The 25,447-nt window shown below is 64.3% G+C and carries 15 protein-coding genes and 1 pseudogene; 12 read left to right on the plus strand and 4 right to left on the minus strand.

All coding sequences use genetic code 11. From position 1 onward, the window contains the following. Positions 1–113: 113 nt before the first annotated feature. From PQG80_RS16810 to PQG80_RS16825, 4 genes are all read left to right on the plus strand, one after another. A complete protein-coding gene (locus PQG80_RS16810; protein WP_271752580.1) occupies positions 114–1,121 on the plus strand; it encodes a LacI family DNA-binding transcriptional regulator in 1,008 nt (335 codons plus the stop codon). Positions 1,122–1,138: 17 nt separating this feature from the next. After that, positions 1,139–2,110 carry an N-acetylglucosamine kinase gene (locus PQG80_RS16815; RefSeq protein ID WP_271752582.1) on the plus strand — a complete coding sequence of 324 codons (972 nt, stop codon included), beginning with the start codon at positions 1,139–1,141 and terminating at the stop codon, positions 2,108–2,110. Positions 2,111–2,135: 25 nt separating this feature from the next. Beyond that, entirely contained in the window at positions 2,136–3,434 is a 1,299-nt protein-coding gene (locus PQG80_RS16820) for a 6-phospho-beta-glucosidase (protein WP_271752584.1), read from the plus strand. Positions 3,435–4,139: 705 nt separating this feature from the next. After that, complete coding sequence (locus tag PQG80_RS16825; RefSeq protein WP_271752585.1) at positions 4,140–8,393, plus strand: CIA30 family protein; 4,254 nt, start codon at positions 4,140–4,142, stop codon at positions 8,391–8,393. A gap of 446 nt (positions 8,394–8,839) precedes the next feature. On the opposite strand, the gene PQG80_RS16830 is transcribed toward PQG80_RS16825, so the two are convergent. Beyond that, a complete protein-coding gene (locus tag PQG80_RS16830) occupies positions 8,840–9,223 on the minus strand; it encodes a DUF3889 domain-containing protein (RefSeq protein WP_271752586.1) in 384 nt (127 codons plus the stop codon). Between the two features lie 211 nt (positions 9,224–9,434). Between PQG80_RS16830 and PQG80_RS28860 the strand changes: the two genes are divergently transcribed. Next, the gene (locus tag PQG80_RS28860; RefSeq protein WP_334219825.1) at positions 9,435–9,803 is read left to right on the plus strand and encodes a helix-turn-helix domain-containing protein; all 369 of its coding nucleotides are present in this window, start codon (positions 9,435–9,437) and stop codon (positions 9,801–9,803) included. Here the strand turns inward: PQG80_RS28860 and PQG80_RS16840 are convergent. After that, positions 9,728–10,351, minus strand: a complete 624-nt coding sequence (locus PQG80_RS16840) for a GyrI-like domain-containing protein (protein ID WP_271752587.1) — start codon at positions 10,349–10,351, stop codon at positions 9,728–9,730. The two genes, PQG80_RS28860 and PQG80_RS16840, sit on opposite strands and share 76 nt — an antisense overlap. 183 nt (positions 10,352–10,534) lie before the next feature. Between PQG80_RS16840 and PQG80_RS16845 the strand changes: the two are divergent. The 7 genes and pseudogenes from PQG80_RS16845 to PQG80_RS16875 form a co-directional block, all read left to right on the plus strand. Beyond that, a pseudogene (locus tag PQG80_RS16845) lies at positions 10,535–11,248 on the plus strand (DUF3900 domain-containing protein); the annotation flags it as partial. A 180-nt stretch (positions 11,249–11,428) separates the two neighbouring features. Continuing rightward, positions 11,429–11,926, plus strand: a complete 498-nt coding sequence (locus PQG80_RS28965) for a DUF3900 domain-containing protein (protein WP_490036334.1) — start codon at positions 11,429–11,431, stop codon at positions 11,924–11,926. A 473-nt stretch (positions 11,927–12,399) separates the two neighbouring features. Continuing rightward, positions 12,400–15,174, plus strand: coding sequence for an SLC13 family permease (locus PQG80_RS16855; RefSeq protein ID WP_271752588.1), 2,775 nt, complete (start codon positions 12,400–12,402; stop codon positions 15,172–15,174). A gap of 164 nt (positions 15,175–15,338) precedes the next feature. Then, the gene (locus PQG80_RS16860) at positions 15,339–17,687 is read left to right on the plus strand and encodes an alpha/beta hydrolase family protein (RefSeq protein WP_271752589.1); all 2,349 of its coding nucleotides are present in this window, start codon (positions 15,339–15,341) and stop codon (positions 17,685–17,687) included. Between the two features lie 162 nt (positions 17,688–17,849). Continuing rightward, on the plus strand, positions 17,850–18,497 hold the full coding sequence (locus PQG80_RS16865) for a nitroreductase family protein (RefSeq protein ID WP_271752590.1): 648 nt from the start codon (positions 17,850–17,852) through the stop codon (positions 18,495–18,497). A 274-nt stretch (positions 18,498–18,771) separates the two neighbouring features. After that, entirely contained in the window at positions 18,772–21,852 is a 3,081-nt protein-coding gene (locus tag PQG80_RS16870; RefSeq protein WP_271752591.1) for a histidine kinase, read from the plus strand. Positions 21,853–21,909: 57 nt separating this feature from the next. Further along, complete coding sequence (locus tag PQG80_RS16875) at positions 21,910–23,070, plus strand: response regulator (protein WP_271752592.1); 1,161 nt, start codon at positions 21,910–21,912, stop codon at positions 23,068–23,070. A gap of 243 nt (positions 23,071–23,313) precedes the next feature. Here PQG80_RS16875 and PQG80_RS16880 read toward each other — a convergent pair whose 3' ends face one another. Further along, positions 23,314–24,471, minus strand: coding sequence for a GNAT family N-acetyltransferase (locus PQG80_RS16880; protein WP_271752593.1), 1,158 nt, complete (start codon positions 24,469–24,471; stop codon positions 23,314–23,316). A 34-nt stretch (positions 24,472–24,505) separates the two neighbouring features. Next, the gene (locus PQG80_RS16885; protein ID WP_271752594.1) at positions 24,506–25,408 is read right to left on the minus strand and encodes a substrate-binding domain-containing protein; all 903 of its coding nucleotides are present in this window, start codon (positions 25,406–25,408) and stop codon (positions 24,506–24,508) included. Positions 25,409–25,447 lie beyond the last annotated feature (39 nt).

Raw genomic sequence — 25,447 nt, forward strand, 5'->3', positions numbered from 1 at the left:
CGCTTAAACATCCGGGGTTGATTCGAATACGCGATGTCGGGTAGAATGGTTCTGGAAAAGTTAAAGCGGTTAAACTTTCGGAGATGCCGCCGAGGATGAAGGAGCGCGCGGGCATGAAAATCAGCATTTTTGACGTGGCAAAAAAATCGGGCTTGTCCGTGGTCACCGTATCCCGCGTCATCAACAACGCGCCGTCGGTGAGGCCGGGCAACCGTGAGAAGGTCCTCCGGGCGATGCGGGAACTTGGCTACCATCCGAGCGCCGCAGCGCGCAGCCTGGCCAGAGGGCGTACAGGCGTCATCGGCCTGACGCTGGCGACGCTGCAGGATTCTTTTTTCGATGCGGTCGTCAAGGAGATCAGCGATCGGCTGGCCGAGCAGGGCTACTTCCTCGCGCTGTCCGTCGAGACGGGCGCGGGCGGAGGCGCAGGCAGGCTGATCTTCGAGGAAGATCGCGTGGACGGCGTCATCGTGCTGTCCCCGATGCAGGAGGACGGCTACGAGCTGGAGCTGCTGCGGAAGCGGATTCCATATATCCTGCTGGATAACCAGCAGCCTTCCCCTTCGGCGCCGTCGGTCGTCGTGAACAACTTCAAGGGCGGTTACGAGGCCGCCCGGCACCTGATCGGTCTCGGGCACCGCGAGATCGCGCATATCGCCGGACCGGGAGCGTATCTCAGCAGCCAGGACCGGGAGCGGGGATTCCTGCAGGCGCTCGGCGAGGCCGGACTTGCGCCTTGGGCCATCGAGCCCGGCGCGTTCGACATCGAGACGGGCTACCGGATCGCGTCCGCCTGGATCGCGGCCGGGAAGCTGCCGGGCGCCGTGTTCGCCGCGGACGACCATATCGCGCTCGGCGTCGTCGACGCCTGCAAGAACGCGGGCCTTCGCGTGCCGCGGGACCTGTCGGTCGTCGGGTTCGACGACCAGTTCCTCGCAACGGCGATGCGCCCTGCGCTGACGACGGTCCGCCAGCCGGCCGACAAGATCGCCCACCGGGGCGTGGAGCTGCTGCTCTCGGCGATCGGCGGCGAATCCCGGCGGCACGTCAAGATACAGATCGACCCGGAGCTGATCGTCAGAGACTCGACGGCGGCCCCCGGCGGCAACGTTAACGGATAGAGAGAGGGGCGGACGCAATGAAGTATTATCTGGGCGTGGACGGCGGGGGGAGCAAGACCTACGCGCTCGTCGCGGACGAGCGGGGCCGGGTCGTCGGAAAAGGGCGCAGCGGCAACGGCAATCATCAGATCGACCGGGAAACCGCGAGGCGCAGTGTCCGCGAGGCGACGGACATGGCGCTTGCGGCGGCGGGAATCTCGCGGGAGCAGGTCGCGTATGCCTGCTTCGGACTGGCCGGCGCGGACCGCGAAGCGGACTATCGGATCCTGCGGCCGATGATCGCGGAGCTGGGCTTCGCGAGACACGACATTCACTGCGACACGATCATCGCGATGCGGGCCGGCACGAGCAGGCCGTACGGCGTCGTGCTCATCTGCGGCAGCGGCACCAACGGCGCGGGCCGCAATCCCGCCGGCGAGAGCCTGCAGGTCGGCGGATTCACCTACGCGACGGGCGACTTCGGTGGAGGCGCGGCGCTGGCCGTGGAGGCCTTCCGCACGGTCATCCGCGCCTGGGACGGCCGCGAGGAGGAGACGGCGCTCACGCCGCTTGTGCTGGAGGAGATGGGCTATGCCGGCGTCGAGGAGATGTTCCACGACTGCCTGGACCGCGACCGGCAGCCGCCGCTGAGCCTGGCGAAGCTGCTATTCGAGGCGGCCGAGGGCGGGGACGCGGCGGCGCGGGCGATCCTGCGGCGGCAGGGCGAGGAGCTGGGCAAGCAGGCTTCGGCCATCATCCGCAGGCTCGGCATGGCCGACGAGACGTTCGACGTGGTCCTGGCCGGCAGCATTCTGACGCGCGGGAAGGGGGACTTCGTGCATTCGGAGATCCGCCGGGCCGTCGCTGCGGCGGCGCCGGCCGCGTCGGTTGCGAAGCTGGCGGTCGAGCCGGTCGTGGGCGCGCTATGGATGGCGTTCGAGGCGGACGGCCCGCTGCCGGAGCCGGCGCGCGAGACGTTGAAGGACGCGGCAGAGTTCGACGCGATCTGACTTAGATACCAGGAGGGTGACAAGCATGGACCAAGGACTGAAGGTCGCCGTCATCGGCGGCGGATCCTCGTATACGCCCGAGATCGTCGAAGGCTTCATCAACAGGTACGACACGCTCCCCATCCGGGAGCTGTGGCTCGTCGACATCGAGGCGGGGCGGCACAAGCTGGAGATCGTCGGTGCGCTCGCCAGGCGTATGGTCGAGAAATCGGGCCTGCCGATCGCGGTGCGCCTGACGCTGAACCGGCGCGAGGCGATCGAAGGCGCGGACTTCGTTTCGACGCAGATGCGCGTGGGCTTGCTCGAGGCCCGCAAGTGGGACGAGCACATCCCGAATATGCACGGCGTCATCGGCCAGGAGACGACCGGTCCCGGCGGCATGATGAAGGCGCTGCGCACGATCCCCGCGCTGCTCGACATCTGCCGCGATATCGAGGAGCTGGCGCCGAATGCCTGGCTGCTTAATTTCACCAACCCAGCCGGTATGGTGACCGAGGCGATCCGCCGCTACTCCAAGGTGCGCAGCATCGGCTTGTGCAACGCGCCGATCGGCCTCACGAAGTGGCTCAGCGCCAAATACGATACGACGCCTTCCCGCATTTATACCGAATTCGTCGGTCTTAACCATCTGCACTGGGTCACGCGCGTCGAGGTCGAGGGCGTGGACCGGCTCCCGGAGCTGCTGGACAAGCGCGAGGAATATGCGGGCAAGAACGTGCCTCCGAGCGAATGGGACCCGGACTTCCTCCGGTCGCTGGGCGGACTGCCCTCGTACTATCTCAAGTACTTCTACATGACGGACGTCATGCTGGCGGAGCAGCTCGCGTCGCTCAAGAGCGGCGGCACGCGCGCCGAGGTCGTGAAGAAAGTCGAAGACGAGCTGTTCGAGCTGTATAAAGATCCGGAGCTGCAGGAGAAGCCCAAGCAGCTGGAGAAGCGCGGCGGCGCCTATTATTCCGAGGCCGCGGTCAACCTGATGGAGTCCCTCTACGGCGACAAGCGCGATATCCAGACGTTAAACGTGCCGAACGGAAGCACGCTCGATTTTCTCCCGGCGGACGCCTGTATCGAGGTGAACTGCGTCGTGACGGGGCAGGGGCCGATTGCCCTCCCGGTGACCCGGGTGCCCGAGCAGGCGAAGGGGCTCATACATGCCGTGAAGACCTATGAGCGGCTGACGATCCGCGCCGCTGTCGAGGGCGACCGGGACCTCGCGCTTCAGGCGATGGCGTCCCATCCGCTGGTGCCCTCCGTCGGCGTGGCCAAGACGCTGCTGAGCGAGATGCTCGAGAAGAACCGTCCTTATCTGCCGGCGTTCTTCTGAACCGTATAGCAAGGTTAAGCCTCCCGACACAGCGAAGACTGCAGCGGGAGGCTTATTTTTGTCGCATAGCGGAAAAAAGATCCGCTATTGCGCGTCGAAGCCGGCATTCTCTGCGCATAGCGGAAAAAAGATCCGCTATCGCGCGCCGCAGCCGGCACCCTCGGCGTATAGCGGAAAAAAGATCCGCTATCGCGCCGCATAGCCGGCATTCTCGGCGCATAGCGGAAAAAAGATCCGCTATCGCGCCGCATAGCCGGCACCCTCGGCGTATAGCGGAAAAACGATCCGCTATCGCGCCGCATAGCCGGCATTCTCGGCGCATAGCGGAAAAAAGATCCGCTATCGCGTCGCATAGCCGGCATTCTCGGCGGATAGCGGAAAAAAGATCCGCTATCGCGCCACATAGCCGGCATTCTCAGCGGATAGCGGAAAAAGATCCGCTATCGCGCCGCATAGGCGTGGCCTAACCTGCATATTACTCTTTCGACAATAAATCATCCTAATATTTGTTTATTATTATAATTTGTTAGATAATTAAAGAAAGATCGTTATATAAAAACAAATTTGACACCTGTTTTATAAATAGAAAGCGCTTTATAATCTGACACGTATCCAGTTAAAAGCAAGGTTTGATTAATGTTATGTAACTGTTAGTGCTAATTTTTATTACTCTTATGCTCACAACGATGAAGGAGGTACTCAGGAATGAAGGCATCTAGAAAAATCATATCCGGCGCGCTGACGACGGCGCTCGCGGCATCCGCCGTGCTGACCGGTATCGCATCGCCCCTGCCGGTATCGGCGGCCGGGCCGTCCGCGGCCGCAACGCCGTCGGCGGCATCCGCTCAAGCTGCGGGACCGGCTTTGTCGGACACGCTGCAGCACTGGGCGAAGGATAGCATCGCCAAGTGGGCGGCGAGCGGCGTGATCGGCGGCTATCCGGACGATACGTTCCACCCGAACCAGCGAATCACGCGCGCCGAATTCGTGACAATCCTGAACCGCGTATTCGGGTTCTACGCCAAGTCGAACGACGCGTTCTCCGACGTTCGGGACGCGAGCTGGTATGCGGACGCGCTGTCGATCGCGCGTCAGGCCGGATATTACGAGGGCTTCCCGGGCAACCAAGCGCATGCGTCCGATGCGATCAGCCGCCAGGACGCGGTGACGCTGCTGGCCAGAGTCTTTTCGATCGCAGCGTCCGATGGCGCTTCCAAGGCGCCGGTCTTCAGCGACGGCGCGCAGATCCGGGCGTACGCCCAAGCCGCCGTGGATGCGCTGTCCGGCCTGCTCAGCGGCTACCCGGACGGGACGTTCCGTCCGGAGAGCGGGATCACGCGCGCCGAGGTCGTGACGCTGATCAACAAGCTCGTGACCGGCTACTACGCCGCGGCGGGCAGCGTGGACCCCGGGGAGATCGCGGGCAACGTCGTCGTCAATCATGACGGCGTGACGCTTAAGAACGCCGTCGTGAACGGCAATCTGTACTTAACCGCCGGCATCGGGGACGGCGAGGTGAAGCTGGACGGCGTCACGGTTAAAGGCAAGACGTTCATCGCGGGCGGAGGTCCGAACACGATCATTTTGAACGATGCGACGCTGGGCGAGGTCGTCGTAGACCGCAAGGAGGGCCAGGTTCGCGTGCAGGCGACCGGAGCGACGCGGATCGCGCGCATCGCGGTGGAGAGCGGCTCGAAGCTCGAGCTGGGCCAGGGCGTTCAGGTGGAAAATGCGACATTCGAAGGTCCGGTAGCGTTGGAGTTGGCCGAGGGAGCGTCGATCGGAGCGCTGCGCGTGAATACGGGAGCGGACGGCACGACGATCGCCGGCAAAGGCAACGTAGGCGCCGCGGTCATCGAAGCCAAGGGCGTCACCGTAGACGGGAAGGCGGTCGAAGCCGGCACCTTCCGCATCGCGAACGGCGTCGCCGCGTCGTCCGCGGCGGTCCCCCCGACGAATGCGCCGGTGGCGCCGGCGCCGGGCAGTCCGGCGGTTACGGTCGACCTCGTCGATCCCGAAGCATCCGCCGCGACCAAGTCCCTGTTCGTTTATCTGAACGAGATCCGCGGCACCGGCATCCTGTTCGGCCAGCAGCATGCGACGACCGAAGGCTTGTCCATCGGCAAGCGGGACGGCACCGAATCCGACGCTTACAACGTTGTAGGCGAATACCCGGCGATGTTCGGCTGGGACACGCTCACGCTCGAAGGCAAAGAGAAGCCCGGCGTATCCGGCAGCTTCGAGCAGAGCCGCGACAACCTGATCGACGTCATGCGCAAGGCTTACGATTACGGTGGCGTGCTGACGCTCAGCTCGCACCTGCCGAACTTCGTGACGGGCGGCGACTTCTACGACCTCAAGGGCAACGTCGTCTCGCATATTCTCCCGGGCGGCGACAAGCATGCCGAGTACAACGCGTTCCTCGACAACATCGCGGACTTCGCCAATCGCCTGAAGGACGGCGACGGCAACCCGATTCCGGTCATCTACCGTCCGTTCCACGAGCAGAGCGGCAGCTGGTTCTGGTGGGGCGCCGCGTTCACGACCAAGGACGAATACCGCGAGATCTATCGCTACACGGTCGAGTATCTCCGGGACATCAAGGGCGTGAGCAACTTCTTGTACGCGTACTCGCCGGGCGGCGGCTTCGGCACGAGCGAGGAGCGGTACATGGAGACGTACCCGGGCGACGACTACGTCGACATCCTCGGCTTCGACAGCTACTACAACGGCGAAGGCCAGACCTGGTTCGACGGCGTCAAGACCGAGGCGGCGCTCGTATCGCGCGTCGCGGACAGCCATGACAAGGTCGCGGCGTTGACCGAATTCGGCTATCAGCAGATGAAGGCGAGCGGCAATACGACGCCGGAATTTTACACGAAGCTCTCGGAGACGCTGCAGTCCGATCCGGACGCGAGGAAGATGGCCTACATGCTCACTTGGGCGAACTTCGGGCCTACGGCCTACGTGCCGTATCCTACGGGCGAAGGACAGCCGGCGCATCAGATGCTGCCCGACTTCGTCAAGTATTTCCAGGAGCCCTACTCGCTGTTTAACAAGGAAGTATCGCATGCCTACGACCGCAGCGTGGCGACGGAGAGCGAGCGGCCGTTCATGCACATCGCTTCGCCGACCGACCAGAGCACGGTGAAGACGAACGCGACGCAGATCCGTGCCCGCATCCTGAACGAGACGCCGGCCCGCGTCGTCTATACGACCGACGCCGACGCCTCCGAGCATGCGCTGACGCTCGACGCCGCCACGGGCTTCTACGTCGCGGACTGGTCGCCGACGGCCGGTCAGAACGGCAAATCCGCGACGGTCACCGTTAAGGCGTACGACGCGGACGGCAAGGTACTGCAGGAGCAGGCCAACACCGTATTCGTAAAGATTCCCGAGGTGCTGATCGGCGCGTATACGTTCAACAACGGAATCGATGGCGTTCAGAGCAACGGCGGCTGGCAAGCCGACATCGAGGGTCTCTCCCACGCCGTTCTGAACGGCGACGGCAAGCTCAAGCTCAGCGTCACTAGCACGACGTATACGCAGGATTGGCAGGAGCTCAAGCTGGAGCTTAAAAATGCCAAGGCCGTCGCGGGCGCGGATACGCTCTCCGGCGTGAAGCGCATCAAGTACGAGGCATGGGTGCCGGTCGCGGCAGGCGCGAAGAGCGGCGCGGCTACGTTGCGCAGCGTCGTCATGCTGCCGCCCGACTGGGAGACCAAGTACGGCATGGATACGACGCAGGTCGCCTTCGACAAGCTGGATCAGGTCGAGATCGACGGCGAGCCGTACGTTCATTATGCGGCCGCGATCGATCTGACGGACGAAGAGGCGCTCGCGGCGGCGGACGATCTGGCGCTGTCGCTCGTCGGCAGCGGCCTAAACAACGACGGCGGCGCGTACCCGGTGTACGTAGACAATATCCGCCTCTACAGCACGTATCAGGATGCCGCCGCCGATCCGGCGTCGGTCGACGACTTCGAGGGCTATCTCGGCAGCAATGAAGCGCTCGGCGCGAAGATCGTCCATGCCGGCGGCGACGATACCGCGGCCGCGCTCGACGCGGGCAGCAAGCACGGCGGCAGCTACGGGCTGAAGTACACCTACACGCTGGGCAACAGCGGCTACGCGGGTATCACCAAGGCGTTAGGCGGCGTGGACTGGTCGGGCTACAACGCGCTGCAGTTCTGGTACAAGCCGGACGGCAAGGGCCAGAAGCTGGTCATGCAGATCAACGCGGACGGCAAGACGTACGAGTATTACCCGGACACGACGACGGAGGAAGCGCAGTTCGTGACGGCGCCGTTCAGCGCCTTCAAGCCGGCCAACGGCGCGACGGGCACGCTCACGAAGCTGAACCTGGCCAAGGTCAACGCCTTTTCCATCTATACGAACGCGAAGCCGGACGGCACCAAGCTGACGTCGTCGATGTACTTCGACGACATTCGGGCGATCCAGGATCCTGCGGCCGGCACGGTGCCCAGCGGCAGCGCGGGCGGCGGCCTGCCGACGGGCACGCTGTACGGCTTCGACGGTGGCCTCCAGGGCTGGGCGTTGAACGACGCGGAAAATTCGCTGGGCGCGACCAACGTCCGGCAGACGACGGACGGCGGCTTGACGGTCCTGGCGACGGACTTCCCCGCGAGCGGCGACGCGGCCAAGCATCTCGAGCTCGGCGCCGTCTCCGACAAGGATCTGAGCAATGGCGCCGTGCTCAAGGCTAAGGTCAGGCTCGCTGCCGGTACGGCCACGGGCAAGCTGTTCATCAAGCACGGCAATTGGAGCTGGGCGGACGCCGGCGAGGCGACGCTGACCGACGCGTACCAGTGGATCGCGCTCGATCTGAATGCGGGCGGTATCGACAAGACGGCGATCAAGACGATCGGCCTGCAGATCTACGCCCCGGCAGGCGCGGCTTCGATGACCGTATACGTGGATGAGGTCGTGCTGGAGTAGTCGTCTTCATTAGAAAACAAGCGCCCACCGCTTCGTAGCGGTGGGCGCTTGTTTGGGTTTGCGACGGGAATGCGGCCGGCGGCCTTGGCGCGTAGGCGGCTTGGCCGCCGGGCACATCGTCGCGGCTGCCGGCGCAGCGAAGACGAACGGCTGGGTGTCGGGCCGGAGCCTGCCCCCGGGCAGGACGGCTATGCGGGTGTGTGCTGTGTGTAGGGTTCGTCTCCCGCAGGCGGCAATTGCGCCGTTTATGAATCGGCGCGGCTCGATGTAGGCATCATGTTGACCGATTAGCCCTTGTACGGGCTAGCCGGGTCTTTCGGTCCAAACTGGCTTGGATTACTCCATTATTAAACGCCAGAGCGCAGAATCAAACCGTCCATGTCACATTTCGGCAAAAATCGGGACTACTTGCATAGTCGGGAAGTCCGGGGATTAGCTGTCTCGGCTCAAACGCCGGTCTCCCTCATGGCGACCGAGATCAGCCGATTCTCCGCGTCGCGGAAACGGACGTTCACGTATACGCCGAACTCCCGCCGGTCTTCGCGGAGCCAGAGCTTGAAGCGCTCCTCGCTGAGGCCGCCGCCAAGCTGCGTCCTGCCGATATGCAGATAATCGACCAGCGCCGCCTTCGGGTACTTCTGCTTGGTCTCCTCGATCGCGATGAGGCTCCACTTGTGATAAGTCGTATCCGCGGGGGCGGCCGCGTGCGCGGCGCGAATCGCCGGGCCCGTCCAAGCGGCGACGGCCAGCAGCGCGGCCAAGACGATAAAGGCCAATCGGGATCCGGCGCGGCTTGTGCCGGCGGCCGGCTTGCGATTGCGTTGATGCATGGCGGCTATAACCTCCTTCTATGCTCATTGGGCAACCGTACCATTATGCCCCAATCGCGGCAGCTAATGCCGGGGGCAATCGAGGCATACGCAGCAGCGGAGCGTGACAACCTTATCGGCGCGCAAAGCGGCTGCCGGTATGGGCGCTTGTATGAGGTGTTGAGGCGCGATAGCGGATCTAATTTCCGCTATGACCGGCGCCGGTATGCGAGTGCAACATCGATCTGTAGCCGGCGTCCGGGTCGCCGCGCTTGCGGGTTCGGCGCAGGAATGCTTACACTGGCTACATAGCAAAAAGTCAGCTCGCTACAGGCTGGAACAAGCCAAGCGGCTGCTGCTCCAGACGGACCTGCCGGTCCTGCAGATCGCCCGCGAGACGGGCTTCCGGCAGGCCGCCTGCTTCACGTCGTGCTTCCGCGACCGGGAGGGCCTGACGCCGCGGGCCTACCGGAATGTCTTCCACGTGAGGGCCCTCATCCGGACGATTCGCCATAACTGCCCGGACTATAGCTTGGCCACCGAGAACCGGAGGACCGTCTTCAGCTTCTCCGGCGCCGTCCTGCGCGGGTCCGACAGGTAGATCTCTCGGTGCGTAAGGGACGTGCGCGCATAGCCCGCAGCCTCGCAATATGCCTCCATCCTGGCGAAGCTCGCCGGCTCGTCGTCGTAGCTGCCCGTATGCATCATCTGACAACTTAGACCTTCCTTCATGGCGACGAAGGCCACATTCCCGATCAGCGGATTCGCCTTCTTGGCCGCGGCCTTGTCCGCGAAGTGGCGGAATCCCTCGGGCGTCAGGAACCGGGGCTGGCGGATCATCAGCGTATATTTGAAGTTGTCCTTGTCCGTCGAGGGCTTCGCGATGTCGACCAGGCTCCATATGCCTTCGAGCGGATAAACCGTATAATCGTAGTAGCCTTCCGGCGCGTCGCTGCCCTTGTAGGACATTTTGACGGCGTAGCTCACGGCGTACAGCGCCTCCGTCTCCTGCGCGAACGCGGGTCTGTTCGGATCGCCCTCGCCGTCGATCGCGGCGAAGGACATGGCGGGCACGTCGATGACGGCCGGCTCGCCTTTGGGCAGATACAGCTGCTTCTCATGCTTCTTATACTCGATTTTTTCTGGCATGGCCGTGCCTCCTCGGGGGTTTTATTCCATGTTACAAGATCCATGTTGACGACTGTATGTCAGCGGCGCCGCCGCGATCCGCGGGACGGGCTGGACAATCCGGAGCCGCGATCGGTAAACTTGGCTAATAACGGCGAGATGCCGGGCAGTGCAGATCTGAGCTAAGCAGGGAGACTAAATCATATGAGATTCTCTATACAATACCTGTCTTTCTTCGTTATCCAGTCGGAGAGCCCTAAGGAGACGGACACGAACAAGCGGTACAAGCACTATAAGACGCTGGACCACTACGATTACGAGGACAGCGAGATCAAGTCGTTTCTCGACGAGGAGTTCACGCGGATCGGCAAGCGCAAGGCCGACGTAAACCCGGATACCTCGGCGGCGCCGACCAAGATCGGCCGCTTTATTATCGAGCCGGGGCAGGAGCCCGAGAGCAATCCGAACTACAATCTGTTCCAGCGGCTGCGCGTGGCGACGACCAAGGAGCAGTTCCACTATGCGTGCGACGACATCCTGCGGAGCTACATGGACACGAGCGCGGTGCGGGGCGGCGCGTTTATCGTGGCGGCGGCCAAGATCAACGAGCTGTTCGACGAGCCGTTCGTGTTCGTGCTGAAGTGCGACTTCGAGTCGAAGATCGCCCGCATCTCGGACGAGCGCAGCCTGATCTCGAAGGTCGACATGGCGATCAGCGCGCGCAACATCAAGTCGATCCAGTATCCCCACATGCCGGAGGAGGGGATGCTCGAGCCGAACGAGCTCAAGATCCATCAGGCGTCGCACGCGCGGTACTTCGAGGACTTCCTGAAGTACGTCTCGTACGAGAAGTCGAAGCCGGAGATCGTGAACGATCAGGTCATGGGCCTGGTGCAGGAATATATGGAGCGCAAGTGGTCGGGAGACGGCGCGGACGGCGAGAGCGGCTATGCGGCGGACGGCGGCGCGGGAGCGTTGGCGGGCTTGGCGGCCGGGCCGGATGCCGGATTGCCCGCGGATTACGGCGCCGGCCCGGATGCCGCCGGAGGGTACGGCGCGTATGAGGCGATCCGCGAGCGCGATCCCTCGGCGGCGGACATGGGCTACGGCGCGGCGGGCTACGACGACGCCGGGCAGGGCTCGGGCGGCTACGGCGGAGGCGGACATGGCGGCGGGTTCGGCGGTGGTGGCCAGCAGGGCGGAGGCCAAGGCGGCGGGGGCGTGTCGCGGGCCGCGCGCGGCAGCGGCGGCTGGGCGCAGGAGGCACGCGAGTTCGAGATGTGGGCGGCCGGCGACAAGCGGCAGCTGCAGGAGAAGTGGACGCACGAAGACGTGATGGGCGCGACCGCCCATATCGTCGAGTATCAGCCGGACCTGGAGCTGAAGTTCAAGGCCGACGACATCTCCGTCCGGGCCAAGATGAGCGATTACGGCGATGCCATCCATATCGCCCGCATGAACGGCAAATACGTGCTGCTGATCGAGGCGGACGGCTTGCAGTTCGAGAAGGGCATGTCCCCGATCGAGCTGCTGCATCCCGAGGACATCGAGCAGGTGCTGGCCCGCATGCGCGGCCGTCCGCGCGCGGGGCATTGAGGCGGCGTTAACTTTCGGCAATGGACGGAGCTTGCCTGCGGGTTTAGGATGAAGCGCATGAGTGGGCGAGTGCTTGGGGGCGGGGCTGTAGCGGGAATTATTCCGCTATGGCGCTTGTTGGTGCCGGTGCGGGCGAATAGCGGGAGTTTGGGCGAATAGCGGAAGTTTATTCCGCTAGTGCCTGAAAGCGCCCGGCGCGGGGCGAATAGCGGAAGTTTATTCCGCTATGTGCTTGAAAGCGCCCGGCGCGGGGCGCATAGCGGAAGTATATTCCGCTATGTGCTTGAAAGCGCCCAGTGCGGGGCGAATAGCGGAAGTTTATTCCTCTATGTGCTTGAAAGCGCCCGGTGCGGGGCGAATAGCGTAATTTTTTTTCGCTATGCACTTGAAAGCGCCTGGTGCAGGGCGAGTAGCGGAAGTTTTTCCGCAAGTGTCGGTGTGAAATTATTTTACTTCTAAGTCGAGGTATGCATGTGAATATTGCGGATATCGCGCTGTTTAAAGGGTTGTCCAACGTGGAGCTGGCCAAGGTGCTCGGGCGGCTGGAGAGGCGGACGCTGACGGCGGACGAAGTGTTGTTCCGCGCGGGCGATCCCGGCGATGGCATGTATATCGTGCTGCGCGGCCAGGTGGCGCTCTACGTGGAGACGGAGGAGGGCGCGCGCCGGGCGCTCACGGTCCTGCGCGAAGGGGATATGCTCGGCGAGATGGCTCTGCTGACCGGCGAGCCCCGCAGCGCGACGGCGATAGCGGCCGTCGACGCCGAGCTCTTCGAGATCGGCGAGGAGACGTTCCGTCAGCTGATCGAGGAGCATGCCGCGCTGTCGGCCTATTTTATCCGGCTGCTGTCGGGCCGGCTGACGCAGACCAACGCGCGGCTCGCGGAGACGCGCGAAGCGGAGACGGCGCGCATCCGGCAGCAGGCGGACCGGTGGCCCGCCGAGGTCGCGGACGCGATGCTCGCGGCGGCGGCGCTGCCGTTCGCGGACAAGCCGCTGCTCGAGCGCGCGACCGGGCTCGTCTCGTGGGATGCCGCGCTCGCTTCGCATGCGGACATTCCGGCGTTGATCCGGCAGGATCCCCACCGCGCCGCGCGCGTATCGATCCTGCCGTCGGCGCGCGCCGTATTGTCGGAGCTGTACGTCGAGCGGCGCGGGCACGCCGTCCGCGCGCGGTGGACGCGCGAGGCCGCGGATTATTATGCGGCGGCCGGAGATGTCGCGGCCGCGGGCGCGGTGCTGGCCGACGGCGGCGCGTGGGCGGAGCTGGTCGCGCTGCTCGAAGCGGAGGCGCCCGCCGCTGCGGCCGCGGCAGTCGCGGACGCGCCGCCGTCAAGCCCCTGGGCGCCCGAGATTGAGGCGCATGGGGAAGTCGCCGCGTCGGCCGAGGCTGCCGGAGCTCGCGATGCCCGACAAGCGCGCGACCCTCGCATGGTCAGACCACGTTCGCACGAAGCGCGGCCGTCCGTCCGGAATCTGCCGCTCGCGGACCTGCTGGCCCGCTGTCCGGACGAGCTGCTCTTCGGCCGTCCGCGGCTGTTCGCCGCGTACCTGGACGATTGCCTGGCGCTCGGCCGCGAAGAAGGGTACGTCCGCTTCGAGGCTGCGCTCGAGACCGCGTCCGGCCGGTTCGCGCCGGCGGACACCGCGGCCCTGTATGCCTGGGGCGCGGAGTGGTGCAGGCGGGCGGACCGTCCGCACAAGGCGCTCGAGTACGTGCGGCTGGCCGAGTCGCTGCCCGGCACCGAGTCCGAGGGCGCGGAGCGCGGCCTGCGGATGGCCAGGCAAAAGCTGCGCGACGAGCAGAACAGGCGGCTCGTCGAGCAGGCGGGCGCGCTGCTGGGCCGGGGCCGACTCCCGCTGTATGCCGGCCTCCTGCTGGCGCTGGCCGGCTTGCTTTATTTCCACTTCGCAGCTCCGGTCGCCGGTCTGTCCAGGCAGGGCATGGACTTCGTCGGCATCGGCATCGCCGCGGTCGTCATGTGGATCGTGCGCGTCGTTCCGGACTACCTCGTCGCCTTGTTCATGGCCATGCTATGGGTCGCCGGCGGCGTCGCCGAGCCTTCAGTCGCGCTGTCCGGCTTCGCTTCGCCCAGCTGGCTCTACATGCTGTTCATTCTCGCGCTCGGCGCGGCCATCACCAAGTCGGGCTTGCTGTACCGCTTTTCCCTGCTGGCGCTGAAGCTGTTCCCCGCCAGCTACCGCGGGCAGTTCTGGGGCATCGTCGCGAGCGGGGCGCTGCTGAATCCGCTCATTCCCTCCTCCTCGGCGAAAGTCGGGCTCGGCGTGCCGATCGCCCGCACGCTCTCGGAGGCGATGGGCTACGCGGACCGCTCGCGCGGGATGGCCGGGCTGTCGCTGACGGCGATGGTCTTCTATGGCTTCACCGCGCCGTTCGTGCTGACCGGCTCGTATACGAACGTCATGGCGCTCGGCATGGCCGGAGGAACGGAGGGCGTGAGCTGGTTCCAATGGCTGATCTACGCGCTGCCCGCTTTCCTCGTCTTCGGCGGGGCGATGACGGCCTATATGGCCTGGGCCTTCCGCGGGCGGGAGACGGGGCGTCCCGTCCGCGCCGAGGTGCTGGACGACCAACTCAAGCTCATCGGCAGCTGGACCCGGAGCGAGCGGGTGACGGCCGGAGCCGCGCTCGGCTCGATCGCGCTGCTGATCCTGCAGCCGCTTCACGGACTCGACTACGCATGGGTCATGCTGCTCGGGTTCGCGGCGCTGGTCGTGTTCGGCGTGCTCGACGGGCAGGCGCTGAAGCTGGGCATCGATTGGCCGTTCCTGCTGTTCATCGGCGTCGCGTTCAGCTTCGCGGAGGTGGCCGAGCGGGTCGGCGTAGTCGACGCGATGTCGAACGTGCTCGGGGAGCGCATGGCGGCGTTCTCCGGCTCGCCGACCCTGTTCCTCGTCGCGGTCGCGCTGCTGTCGTTCCTCGTGACGCTCGTCGTTCGGGACGATGCCGCGGTCATCTTGCTCGTCGTATCGACCGCCGGGCTGGCGACTCAGGCAGGCATTCACCCGTGGGTGCTCGTTTTCGTCATTTTGCTGTCGACCGACCCGTTCTTCTTCGCCTATCAATCTCCGACCTATCTGACCGGCTACTACAGCGCGGAAGGCCGCTCGTTCACCCACCGCCAAGGTCAGCTGACTGCGCTGGGCTACGGCCTCGCCGTGATCCTGCTGACCGTCGCCTGCGTGCCGTATTGGAGATGGCTGGGACTGATCGGCCACGGCGGCTGACAGGCTGGCGAGGGCGGGCGGGGCCAGCCGCTGGTGGATAGGCGCAGGCCTATAAGCGGCGTTAGCTGCGCGTCATCTCGCCGTTCCTGATCTTGGTCATAGGTTCGCTGCGTCGGCGGGCGTTATAATAGATTCATTGATAGACTCAGAGAGGGGGCGGAGGCATGAGCGACGAAAAGGCGGGGTTGGCTCCCGCGCAAGGTCTGCCCAACCTGCCCGATCTGCCCGGTCTGCAGCCGCGCGGCGCCCGGCTGAACCGCGCCCTCGCGGGAGACACCGGGCCGTGGCTCGGCGCGCTTGCGGGCCTGTGGGCAGCGGGCGGATCCGCCGCGGCGACGGGCATGCTCGGCGCGCCCACGGGCTTCGGCACGCCGGTCGACCTCGTCATGGCCTTGTCCGCGCATACGGCGGCGTTCGGGATCTGCGCGCTTCTGGCGGCGTGGGCGTTGACGTTCATTCCGCGGATTGCCGGCCCCCTCGGCACGGTGGGCGGCCTTTTGTACACGGGCGCGCTCGTCTTTTTTTTGCTTTTTTTCAGCGATATGGGCGTCTCCGTGTCGCTGCTGTTGGCATGCGCCTATACGCTCGCCGCCGGCGCGGCAGGCGGGCTGATCGCCGCCGCATGCTCCCGCCGGACGAGCCGCCGCCTACGCACCGCGTCGTTGCTCGCGCTGGCGCTGTGCGGCATCGCCGGCATCTGGGCGGCCGGCCCCTCGATCCCGGTACCGGACTGGCCGCGCCATGCCTCCGACGACGATGCCGGCCCTGCCGCCGTCGACGCTGACGCAGACGGCGGCCTCGCTCCGCATGACGCCCGCGCGGCATCGTACCGTCCGTTCACCGCCGGCGACCCGGCCGAGCCCGGCCGCTATGCCTTTGACGCCTTCACGTACGGCAGCGGCGCGGACCGGCGCCCCGAGTTCGGCAAGGACGCGCGGCTCCTATCGCAGCCAGCCGACGCCTCCGCCTACTTAAAAGACTTGCCTCTTCTGCGTAAATGGTATTGGGGCTTCGGCGCGAAGGCGCTCCCGTTAAACGGGCGCGTATGGATGCCCCGCGGCGACGGTCCTTTTCCCCTGGTGCTCATCGTTCACGGCAATCATGCGATGGAGGATTATTCGGACGCGGGCTACGCTTACCTCGGCGAGCAGCTGGCGAGCCGCGGCTTCCTTACGGTATCGGTGGACGAGAACTTCCTCAACTATTCGGTCTGGTCCGGCATTCCGGATCGGGACATGTTGCTGAGAGCGTGGATCCTGCTCCGGCATATCGGCCAGCTGCGGGAGTTCGCGGACGATCCGGACTCCCCGCTCTACGGCAAGGCGGACCTGCGCAACATCTCGCTCGTCGGCCACTCCAGGGGCGGGCAGGCGGTGGCCATGGCGGCGGACCGGGACGAGTGGTTCGCGGAAGACGGCACCCTGCCGGCGCAGTCCGATTACCGGATCGTATCGGTCGCCGCGATCGCGCCGACCGACACGGTCGTGGACGGCAAGCAAGCCAGGCTGCGCGGCATCTCGTATCTGACGCTTCAAGGCGCGTCCGACGCGGATATCAACGACTTTTTCGGAGACCGGCAGTATGCGAGGACGACGTTCGCCGCGAGCGGGAGCGGGCAAGCCGATGCGGCGTTCAAGGCGTCCCTCTACATAGAGGGCGCCAACCACGGGCAATTTAACGCGAGCTGGGGTCAGCGCGACAGCTCGCTGCCGGCCGGGTTGTTCCTCCGCAAGCCGCCGCTCGCCGGGGAAGCGCAGCGGCGGATCGCCAAAGGCTACCTGACCGCGTTCATGGAGGCAACGCTCCGCGGCGACGCCGCCTATCGTCCGCTGTTCGAGGATTATCGTGCCGCTAGCCCTTATCTCCCGAATACGCAATACGTCAGCCGCTACGAGGGCGACGCCTTCCGTGCATGGACCCGGTTCGACGAAGAGGGCGCCGGCGCAGCGAATCCCGGGGCAGGCTTGACCGGTGATGCGCAGGCCGTGTCCGCCGGCGTCGAGGAGGCGCAGGACCGCCAGCGGCACGGCAAGGGTACGCAGGGGCTTGTCTTGCAGTGGGCGTCCGAAGGCAAGTATGCGATGACTTGGGATCGTGCCGCGGCGACGGGCGCTTCCGCCGAAAATCCAACGGTGCTCTCTTTTGCGCTGGCCGATCTGTCGCGGGATCTGCCCGGATGGGACGGGGACTCGGCCGCAGGGGGCATCCGCATCGGTCTCTCGGACGCACGCGGCGTCTATGCCGAGCTGCCGCTTTCCGATTTCGCATCGCCGAAGCCTCTATTCCGCGCCTCTGTCACCCGACTCGGACGTCTGGAGCCTCTCGTCGACGACGGCAAGTACAAGGAAGCATACGAGCCGGTCTTCCAAACCTACCGTCTGCCCTTGGACGCCTGGAGCCGGGCGAATCCGTCGTTCGATCCCGGCGCGATCAAGCGGATCGTTTTCGTGATGGACGGCGGTCCCGGCAAAGTGATGGTGGACGATGTGGGGGCCGGCCCGGCCAATCGCTGAAAAGGCGAACTGTAATTCGCATGTTGACAGTTCGGGCCTGGCGAACGTATACTGTGACTGAACGAGCACAGTTATAGGCCGTCCCGACACCGAACTGACCGACTCGCGACGTTAACTGTGCTGACAATAGACATAGATCATATATATTTGGAGGGAAATTCCATGAGCGAAACCATCGCGCGCATCACCGACTATGCCAGCGTCGTCCGGGAACGCCATTCCGTGCGGCAGTACGATCCGAACTGGACGATCTCCGAAGCCGAGCTGAAGGAGATTCTGGCGGAAGCTTCGCTGGCGCCGTCGAGCAGCAACACGCAATCCTGGCGCTTCTTCGTGTTCCACGACAAGGAGCTTCGCAAAAAGCTGCTGCCGATCGCGAACAACCAGCAGCAGGTCGTGGATGCCTCCGCGGTCGTCGCGGTGCTGGCGGATCGCGAGGGCTTCAAGCGCATCGGACGAATCAATGATATAGCGGTTGAAAAAGGCCTGATGCCGCGCGACTTTGCCGATCAATATGCAGAGCGTACCGTGAAGATCTACGGCGGCCTGAGTCAGGAAAAACAGACGCAGATCGCGCTCGTCGACGGAGGTCTCGTCAGCATGCAAATCATGCTGTCGGCCAAGTCGCGCGGCTTCGATACGGTCCCGATGGGCGGATTCGACGCCGCGCGGCTGGTCGAAGAGTTCGGCATCCCGGACCATCTCGTGCCGGTCATGCTCATCGCGATCGGCCGTGCCGCAGGGCCGAGCAGGCCGACGGCGCGCCTGCCGCTCGAAGAGATTACGTATTGGAACGGCGAGGGCCTGTAAGAGGTCTTGCATCGACATCGAAGGACGAAGCGGCGTTACGCGGCTTCGTCCTTTTTGTGTGCAGCCGGAACGGTTAAGCGGGTGTTAAGCGCCATGGTGCACAATAGTAGAGGTAGGACGGCGTATGCGCGTTCCCGGAGGGCCCCGGGGGCGGCAGAGGTCTCTACAAGGGGGGCTACCTATAATAGTCGATCGGAATTACAATAGATTATAATTCGACAATGATCATAGTGTTAAACAAGTGATTAAATTCCGGGCAGGCGCGGTGAGATACGTGGCAGAGCTAGACATCAAGAATAAAAAGGGCGGGCTCGACCGGTTTCTCATCGGCCTGGCGGTAGGCATCCTCCTCCTGGGCGCGGCGATGTTCTGGATGAAACAAACGGGTCGGGCGGGGCCGCAGGCGGAGCGCGGTACGCTCGATCTATCCGCCTGGGATCTCCGATCCGACGGTACGGTCAGATTGAACGGCGAGTGGGAGTTCTACCCCGGCCGGCTGCTGACGCCTGCGGACTTCGCGGGCGGCAAGCAGCCGGCGGGCAAGCGCTATATCCGCGTCCCGTCGGTCTGGAACGGGGAGGACATGAAGGGATACGGGTATGCGACCTACCGCTTGTCGATCCGGATTCAGCCGACGGAGATGACGCTGGCGATCCACAAGCAGGTCATCCGGTTCTCGGACCGCTTGTTCGTCAACGGCCGGGAGCTGGCATCCTCGGGTTCGCCCGGCACGTCCCGGGCGGCCGGTTACGAGCCGGGCAACTTCCCGTATACCGTCTCGTTCGTAGACCCGGGCGACCGGGTCGAGCTGCTGATCCAGGTGGCGAATTACGATTATCCGACCGGGGGCATCGCGCTGCCGCTGCGCTTCGGTCTCTCCGACGACATCCAGCTGTCCCGCGCGGGCCAGACGATGTTCGAATGGTCGGGCGCGATCATCATGCTCTTGTTCGGCATCTTCTCGCTCGCGCTTTATTTCTTTTTCCAGCGTCATCTTCCGTTCCTGTCGTTCGGCTTGTTCTTCCTCTGCTTTGCCGTGCTGATCGTGATGAACGGACAGCGTATGCTGTTTCAGCTGCTGTCCGGCATGCCCTTCGAGGTCATGTGGAAAATCAAAGACCTGTCGATATTGCTCGCCATTCCGTTTCTGTACGTCTTCACCGCGTTCACCTACGCCACGGGGCTTGCCAGGCGCGTGCTGCTCTACCCGGCCGGCGCGATCGTCTTATTCTGCCTGATTGTCGTCGGGGTTCCTTACCGTATGTACGTCCCGGCGCTCGAGCCGGTGATGCTCGTGTTCATGCTGCTGCTGGCGGCGCTGGTCGTGTTCATGCTGGCGCGTTATCTCAGGCCGGAAGCGCAGGGCAATTCCAAGCGGGATATCCAAATGTACCTGCTGGCGCTGGTGTCGCTGCTGCTGATGTTGATCAGCTCCGCCTTCTTGAACCAGGGCGACGGCACGTTCCTGCCTTCGATTCTCTCCGACGCGCTCGGCCTTGCCTTCGTCATTTTTATCGTGGCGATGCTCGCCCAGAATTATTTCTCGACGTATCAATCGATGGTCAAGCTCACGGCGGAGCTGCAGGCTGCCAACCAGCTCAAGGACGAGTTCCTGCTGCGTACGTCCTACGAGCTCAATACGCCGCTGCAAGGGATCATGAACCTGTCCCAATCGCTGCTCGACAGCTCCGCACAGCTGCAGCGGGACAGGCGCGTCGGCAGCCGGGAGAAACTCCAGATCATCCGCAATACCGCGTACCGGATGTCCAATCTGGTCAACGACATCATCGACCTCACCCGGATCAAGGACGGCCACCTGGAGGTCGCGCTGCAGCCGGTGGATCTCGTCGCCTGCGTGGCGATCGCCTTCGAGGTCAACGGATTTCTCGCCAGAGAGAAGTCGGTGCGGCTCGAGCACCGTCTCGATCCGGAGAGCCGCTACGCGACGGCCGACGAGAACCGGCTCATGCAAGTGCTGGCCAATCTGCTCGATTACAGCATGAAGTTCGACGATCTGACGGCCATTCACGTGACGGGACACCGGCGGGACGACATGTCGGTGCTCCGGGTCGAGGCGATCGTCTGGGGAGCCGGCATCATGGCGGACTCCAAGTCGCGCCAGCCCGGCCTGTACGGCGCCAATCTGACGGCCGCGGTCGAGCTCACGCGTCTCATGGGGGGCGAGATGCGCGTGCTGCCCGGCGAGCAGGAGCGCGGCAGCGTCGTTTTCGAGATCGCCCTGCCGATGTCCAAGGCTCCCAATGTCGACAGGAACGGCTTCATCCTGCGGGAGATCGAGGAGCGCACGCAGCCGGGACCAGGGGCCGGCGGGCCGGGGAGCGGCGTCTACTCGGTGCTCGTCGTGGAAGAAGAACCGCTTCACCTGGAGCTCATGGTGAACCTGCTGATCAGCGAGGGCTACCGCGTGCTGACCGCCCGTTCCGGCGAAGAAGCGATGGAGCGGCTGGAGGACGGCAGCCGGCCGGATATCGTCCTGCTGGACGTGCTGCTGCACGGGGGCGGCAGCTACGAGATCAGCCGGAACATCCGCAAGAAGTTCACGCCGATCGAGCTTCCGCTGCTGTTCGTGACGGCGCGCACGACGCCGGCGGACGTGGAGGCCGGATTGGCCGCCGGCGGCAACGACTTCATATCCAAGCCGCTCGACGCCTCGGAGGTCCGGGTGCGGATCCGGACTCAGCTGGCGATGAAGCGGCTCGCGAAGGAAGCGACGGCGAGCGAGATGGCCTTCTTGCAGTCGCAGATCAAGCCGCACTTCCTGTACAACGCGCTCGGGACGATCATGTCGCTCTGCTACACCGACGGTCCGCGCGCCGGCGAGCTGCTGGCCGTGCTGAGCAAATACTTGCGCATTATTTTCCACGAGGATCACAAAGAAGAAAGCGTCCTGCTGTATCGGGAGATCGAGCTCGTCCGGGCTTACGTGGATATCGAGAAGGAGAGATTCGGCAACCGGCTCGCCGTCGACATGGACGTGGACGAGCGGCTGATGTCGTTCAAGGTGATGCCGCTGACGATCCAACCGCTCGTAGAGAACGCGATTCGTCACGGCGTCGCCAAGAAGCTCAGCGGAGGCCGGGTGCTGCTGTCCGTGCAGCGGCGAGGCGCCGAGGTCGAGATCGTCGTAGAAGACAACGGCGTCGGCATGGCCGAGCGGCAGGTGCGCGATCTGATGGATAACGCGGACGGCGCGTCGGACGGCGTCGGCTTCGCCAACATCGCCAAGCGCCTCGCTCATCTCAACGGCAGCTCGCCGCTGATCGAGAGTACGCCGGGCGTAGGGACGCGGATTACGATCCGGATGCCGATTCATGACGATAGAGAGCAATCATAGTGAGCGATTATAGCGCGATTTTATAGAAAACCAAAATAAAGAAAGGAGGAAATGACGATGATTACCGCACTGCTGGCCGACGATGAAGAGCATGCGCTCAGTCTATTGGAGCTGCTGCTTCACCAGACCGGCGAAGTGAAGGTCATCGGGCGCTGCGGCAACGGCATCGACGCGCTCGAGCAGGTCGGGCTGCTGAAGCCGGACGTGGCGTTCCTGGATATCGAGATGCCGGGCATGAACGGGCTGGAGGTGGCCGAGCGACTGGGCTCTTCGGTATCCGCTACGCAGATCGTATTCGTGACGGCGTACGACCGGTATGCCGTGTCCGCGTTCGAGAACGACGCGCTGGATTACCTGCTGAAGCCGCTGGAGGTCGATCGGCTCAACCGTACCGTCGGGCGCGTCAAGCGCGCGGTCGCGCACCGGCGGACCGAGGACCGGGAGGCGGCGGTCGTCCGGACGGCGGCCGCGAGCGAGACGTCCGCGGAGCCGCAGGTCCAGCTGCTCGGCGAGGTGCAGGTGTCCGTAGAGGGAAGGGGGCGGCTCAAGTGGCGGACCTCCAAGGAGAAGGAGCTGTTCGCGTATCTGGCCGTCCACTACGGCAGCCGGATCCACCGCGACGTGCTGCTGGACGAGCTGTGGCCCGACGAGCACTACCAGAAGGCCAAGGTATACCTGCACACATGCGTGAGCTACCTGCGCCGGGACCTGCGCCATCTCGGCTTGGAGGACGCCGTCGTCTACGAGGACGAGAAGTACTCGCTCAGCGCGCCGCTGGAACGTTCGGACTACCGTGAATTCGTCGAGGCCGCGGCGGGACTCCTGCCGCCCGGCAGCGTCAACGCGGAGCGGCTGGAGCGAACCGTGAACCTGTATAGCGGCCGCCTGTTCCGCAGCGAGGATTATCAATGGGCGGACGACGAGATCCGCCATACCGAGACGGCGATCGAAGCGCAGCTGCTGAGACTGGCCCAGCTGTACGAGGGCGAGGGCGACTTCGGGCGCATGATCGCCGCGGGACGCAGGCTGCTGCAGCACTCGCCTTACAACGAGGAGGCATACCGCATCCTCATGAAAGGGTACGCGGGAAGCGGCAAGCACGACGAGGTGTACCGCGTGTACGGGGAGATGGGGCGCAGGCTCGACGAGCTGCAAATTCAGGCGTCCGACATGACGTTGAGCCTGTACGAGGGCCTGAAGGTCCGCAAGAAGAGCTGACCTTTGTTTTCGGCGCGCGTTTTTTAAGCGGAGCTTCAGCTTGCGCTCATGAGAAGTTAAGCCGAAGGGGATATGATGGTCTCAACCCCCCCTTTGACATAGCAAGAACCTGGACCCGCGGCGACGCGGGTTCTTTTTTTAATGGAATTCGGAAAACGGGCAGCTATATAAACGATCGGCGCAGAGCCGGGTGTTCGGGGATGGCGCAGAAGGAGGAGATTCACGGAGGGAAATGTAAAAAGATCAGCGCTCCAATCGAATTTGCCGCTCGTAGAGGCTGGCGCTCCAGCCTTGCCCGTCATAACGGCCGCAATAGCGCATGCCAAGACGCATATAGTAGGCGTTCAACGGTGGATTATCGGCCATGCAATCGAGCCTCAACCAAGACTTGTCTCTCCGGGCAAGGATCCGCTCCGCCTCGCGAAGCAGCAGGCTGCCTATGCCGCGTCCGCCGAACTCCCTGGAAACGGCGAGCTTGTGCACGTAAGCGGCGTCCTCCCGATGCCGTTGTTCCCAGAACGCCTCGGGATGCCAGTTGATGGAGAAGCCCCCGGCCAATTGGCCGTCCAGATCGGCCGCATAGACTTCCTGCTCGCGCATGAACGCCTCGATCCAAGCTGGCGTGAACGCATCCGGGCTCCACTGCCGGAACCCCTTGCGATCTCGGATCCACTCCGCGGCTTCGGCGTAAAGCTTTTGCAGCTCAGGGACATCCTCAATGGTAGCGCGTCTTATTATAAGGTTGTCCTGCCAAGTTGTCGCCCCGGCGTGACGAGCCGCATGCTCGCCCCCGGCATTCTCCCCTTGCGATCCTTCCGGCTGCCACGCGTATTCCAGCATGGAAGCGGACTCCCGCGCTCTCTCCTCTCCGAATAAGCGCGATACGATGTGCAGCGCCGCGTCCATTCCCGTCGTGACGCCGCCGGACAGGACGAATTTTCCGTTGTCGACGTAGCGGACGTCCCTCGCGATCTCCGCGCTCGCAGGCGCAATCTCCTCGAGCAGGTCCATGGCCCGCCGGTTCGTCGTGATCCGCAGCCCTTCTAGCAGGCCTGCCTTGGCCAGCAACAGCGCGCCCGTGCAGACGGACAGGACGAGCTCGGCCGTCTCGGCCGTATCGCGTATCCAGCGGACGAGCGCTTCGTTATGGATCTCCTTCCGGGCGCCCAGGCCGCCGGGCACGACGAGGATATCCGGCGCGGGACAGTCGGCTGCCGCGTGGCGGGGCCGCACCGATACGCCGCTTACCGTCGTGACTGCATTGGCATATTCGGCGACCGTGTAGACGTTCAAGTCTCGTCCCCAGCGGCTCGAGACCGCAAATACGTCATACGGGCCGGCCATATCGAGCGTATCGACGCCCTCGTAGATCAATACCGCCACGTTCCTCGTGCGCTCCATGGATCGCTGCTCCTTTTTTGCACCGCATTCAAGCTCACGCGTCGTGAATAATCTCGCCCGTGCGCGACAGATCGTAGCCGGAGAGGGCGGCAAGCTCCCGCTTGAAAGGTTCGGAGCGCAGCGTGCCGAGCAGCGCCTCGATCCAGGAGAGGTTGGCCGGCGTCTTGAGCACGACGAGGTCGTAGCTCTCCTGAATAAGCGGGATAAACTCAATGCGTCCGACCAGCGCGGCCGCCTTCTCGATGCCGACGCCGAAGTCCGCATCCCCGGCCGCGATCCGCGCGGCTACGGCCATATGGCTGGTCAGCGTCTCGTCATATCCGGCGATCGCGCCCGCGCGGATGCCCCGTACCCGCAGCTGCTCCTCGAGCAACACGCGCGCGCCGGCGCCTCGCTCGCGGTTCGCGAGCCGTAGTCCCGGACGCCCGAGATCGCACCAGCCCGAGAGCCCGAGCGGATTGCCCTCCCGAACGTACAGGCCGGCCATCCGTCCGAGCAGATGGATGACCATATAGGGCGCGCCGATCAGAATCCGCCGGATGTAGGGGAGGTTGTATCGGCCGGAATCGCCGTCGTAGAGATGGGTGCTGACGATGTCCGCCTCGCCCCGGTACATCGCGACGAGGCTGTCCAGGCTCCCCGCGTACGCCCGCAGCGGCCGCAACCCGCCGGCGCCGGGCGCTCCCTCCAGGTGCTTGGCGAGCAGTTCCAGGCTGATGTCCTGGCCCGTGATGACCAGGGAGCCGGCTGCGGAAGGCGCGGCGGGCGAGCGCATCCGCAGCTTGTAGGCCTCCAGGTCGGCCGCGTCGACGCGCATCTGCTTGCCCACGCGGTAGGACGGCAGCTCGCCCTTTTTGATGAGATCGTAGACGGTCAGCTTGGATATCTTGAGCAGACGGGCGATCTCCTCGGTCGTGTACGAGATACTGTCGGTCATATCCGGGCAAGCTCCTCATGCGAAGGTCCATAATTGACT

Origin of the sequence: Cohnella rhizoplanae (assembly GCF_948329515.1) — a bacterium.
Taxonomy (GTDB): Bacteria; Bacillota; Bacilli; order Paenibacillales; family Paenibacillaceae; genus Cohnella; species Cohnella rhizoplanae.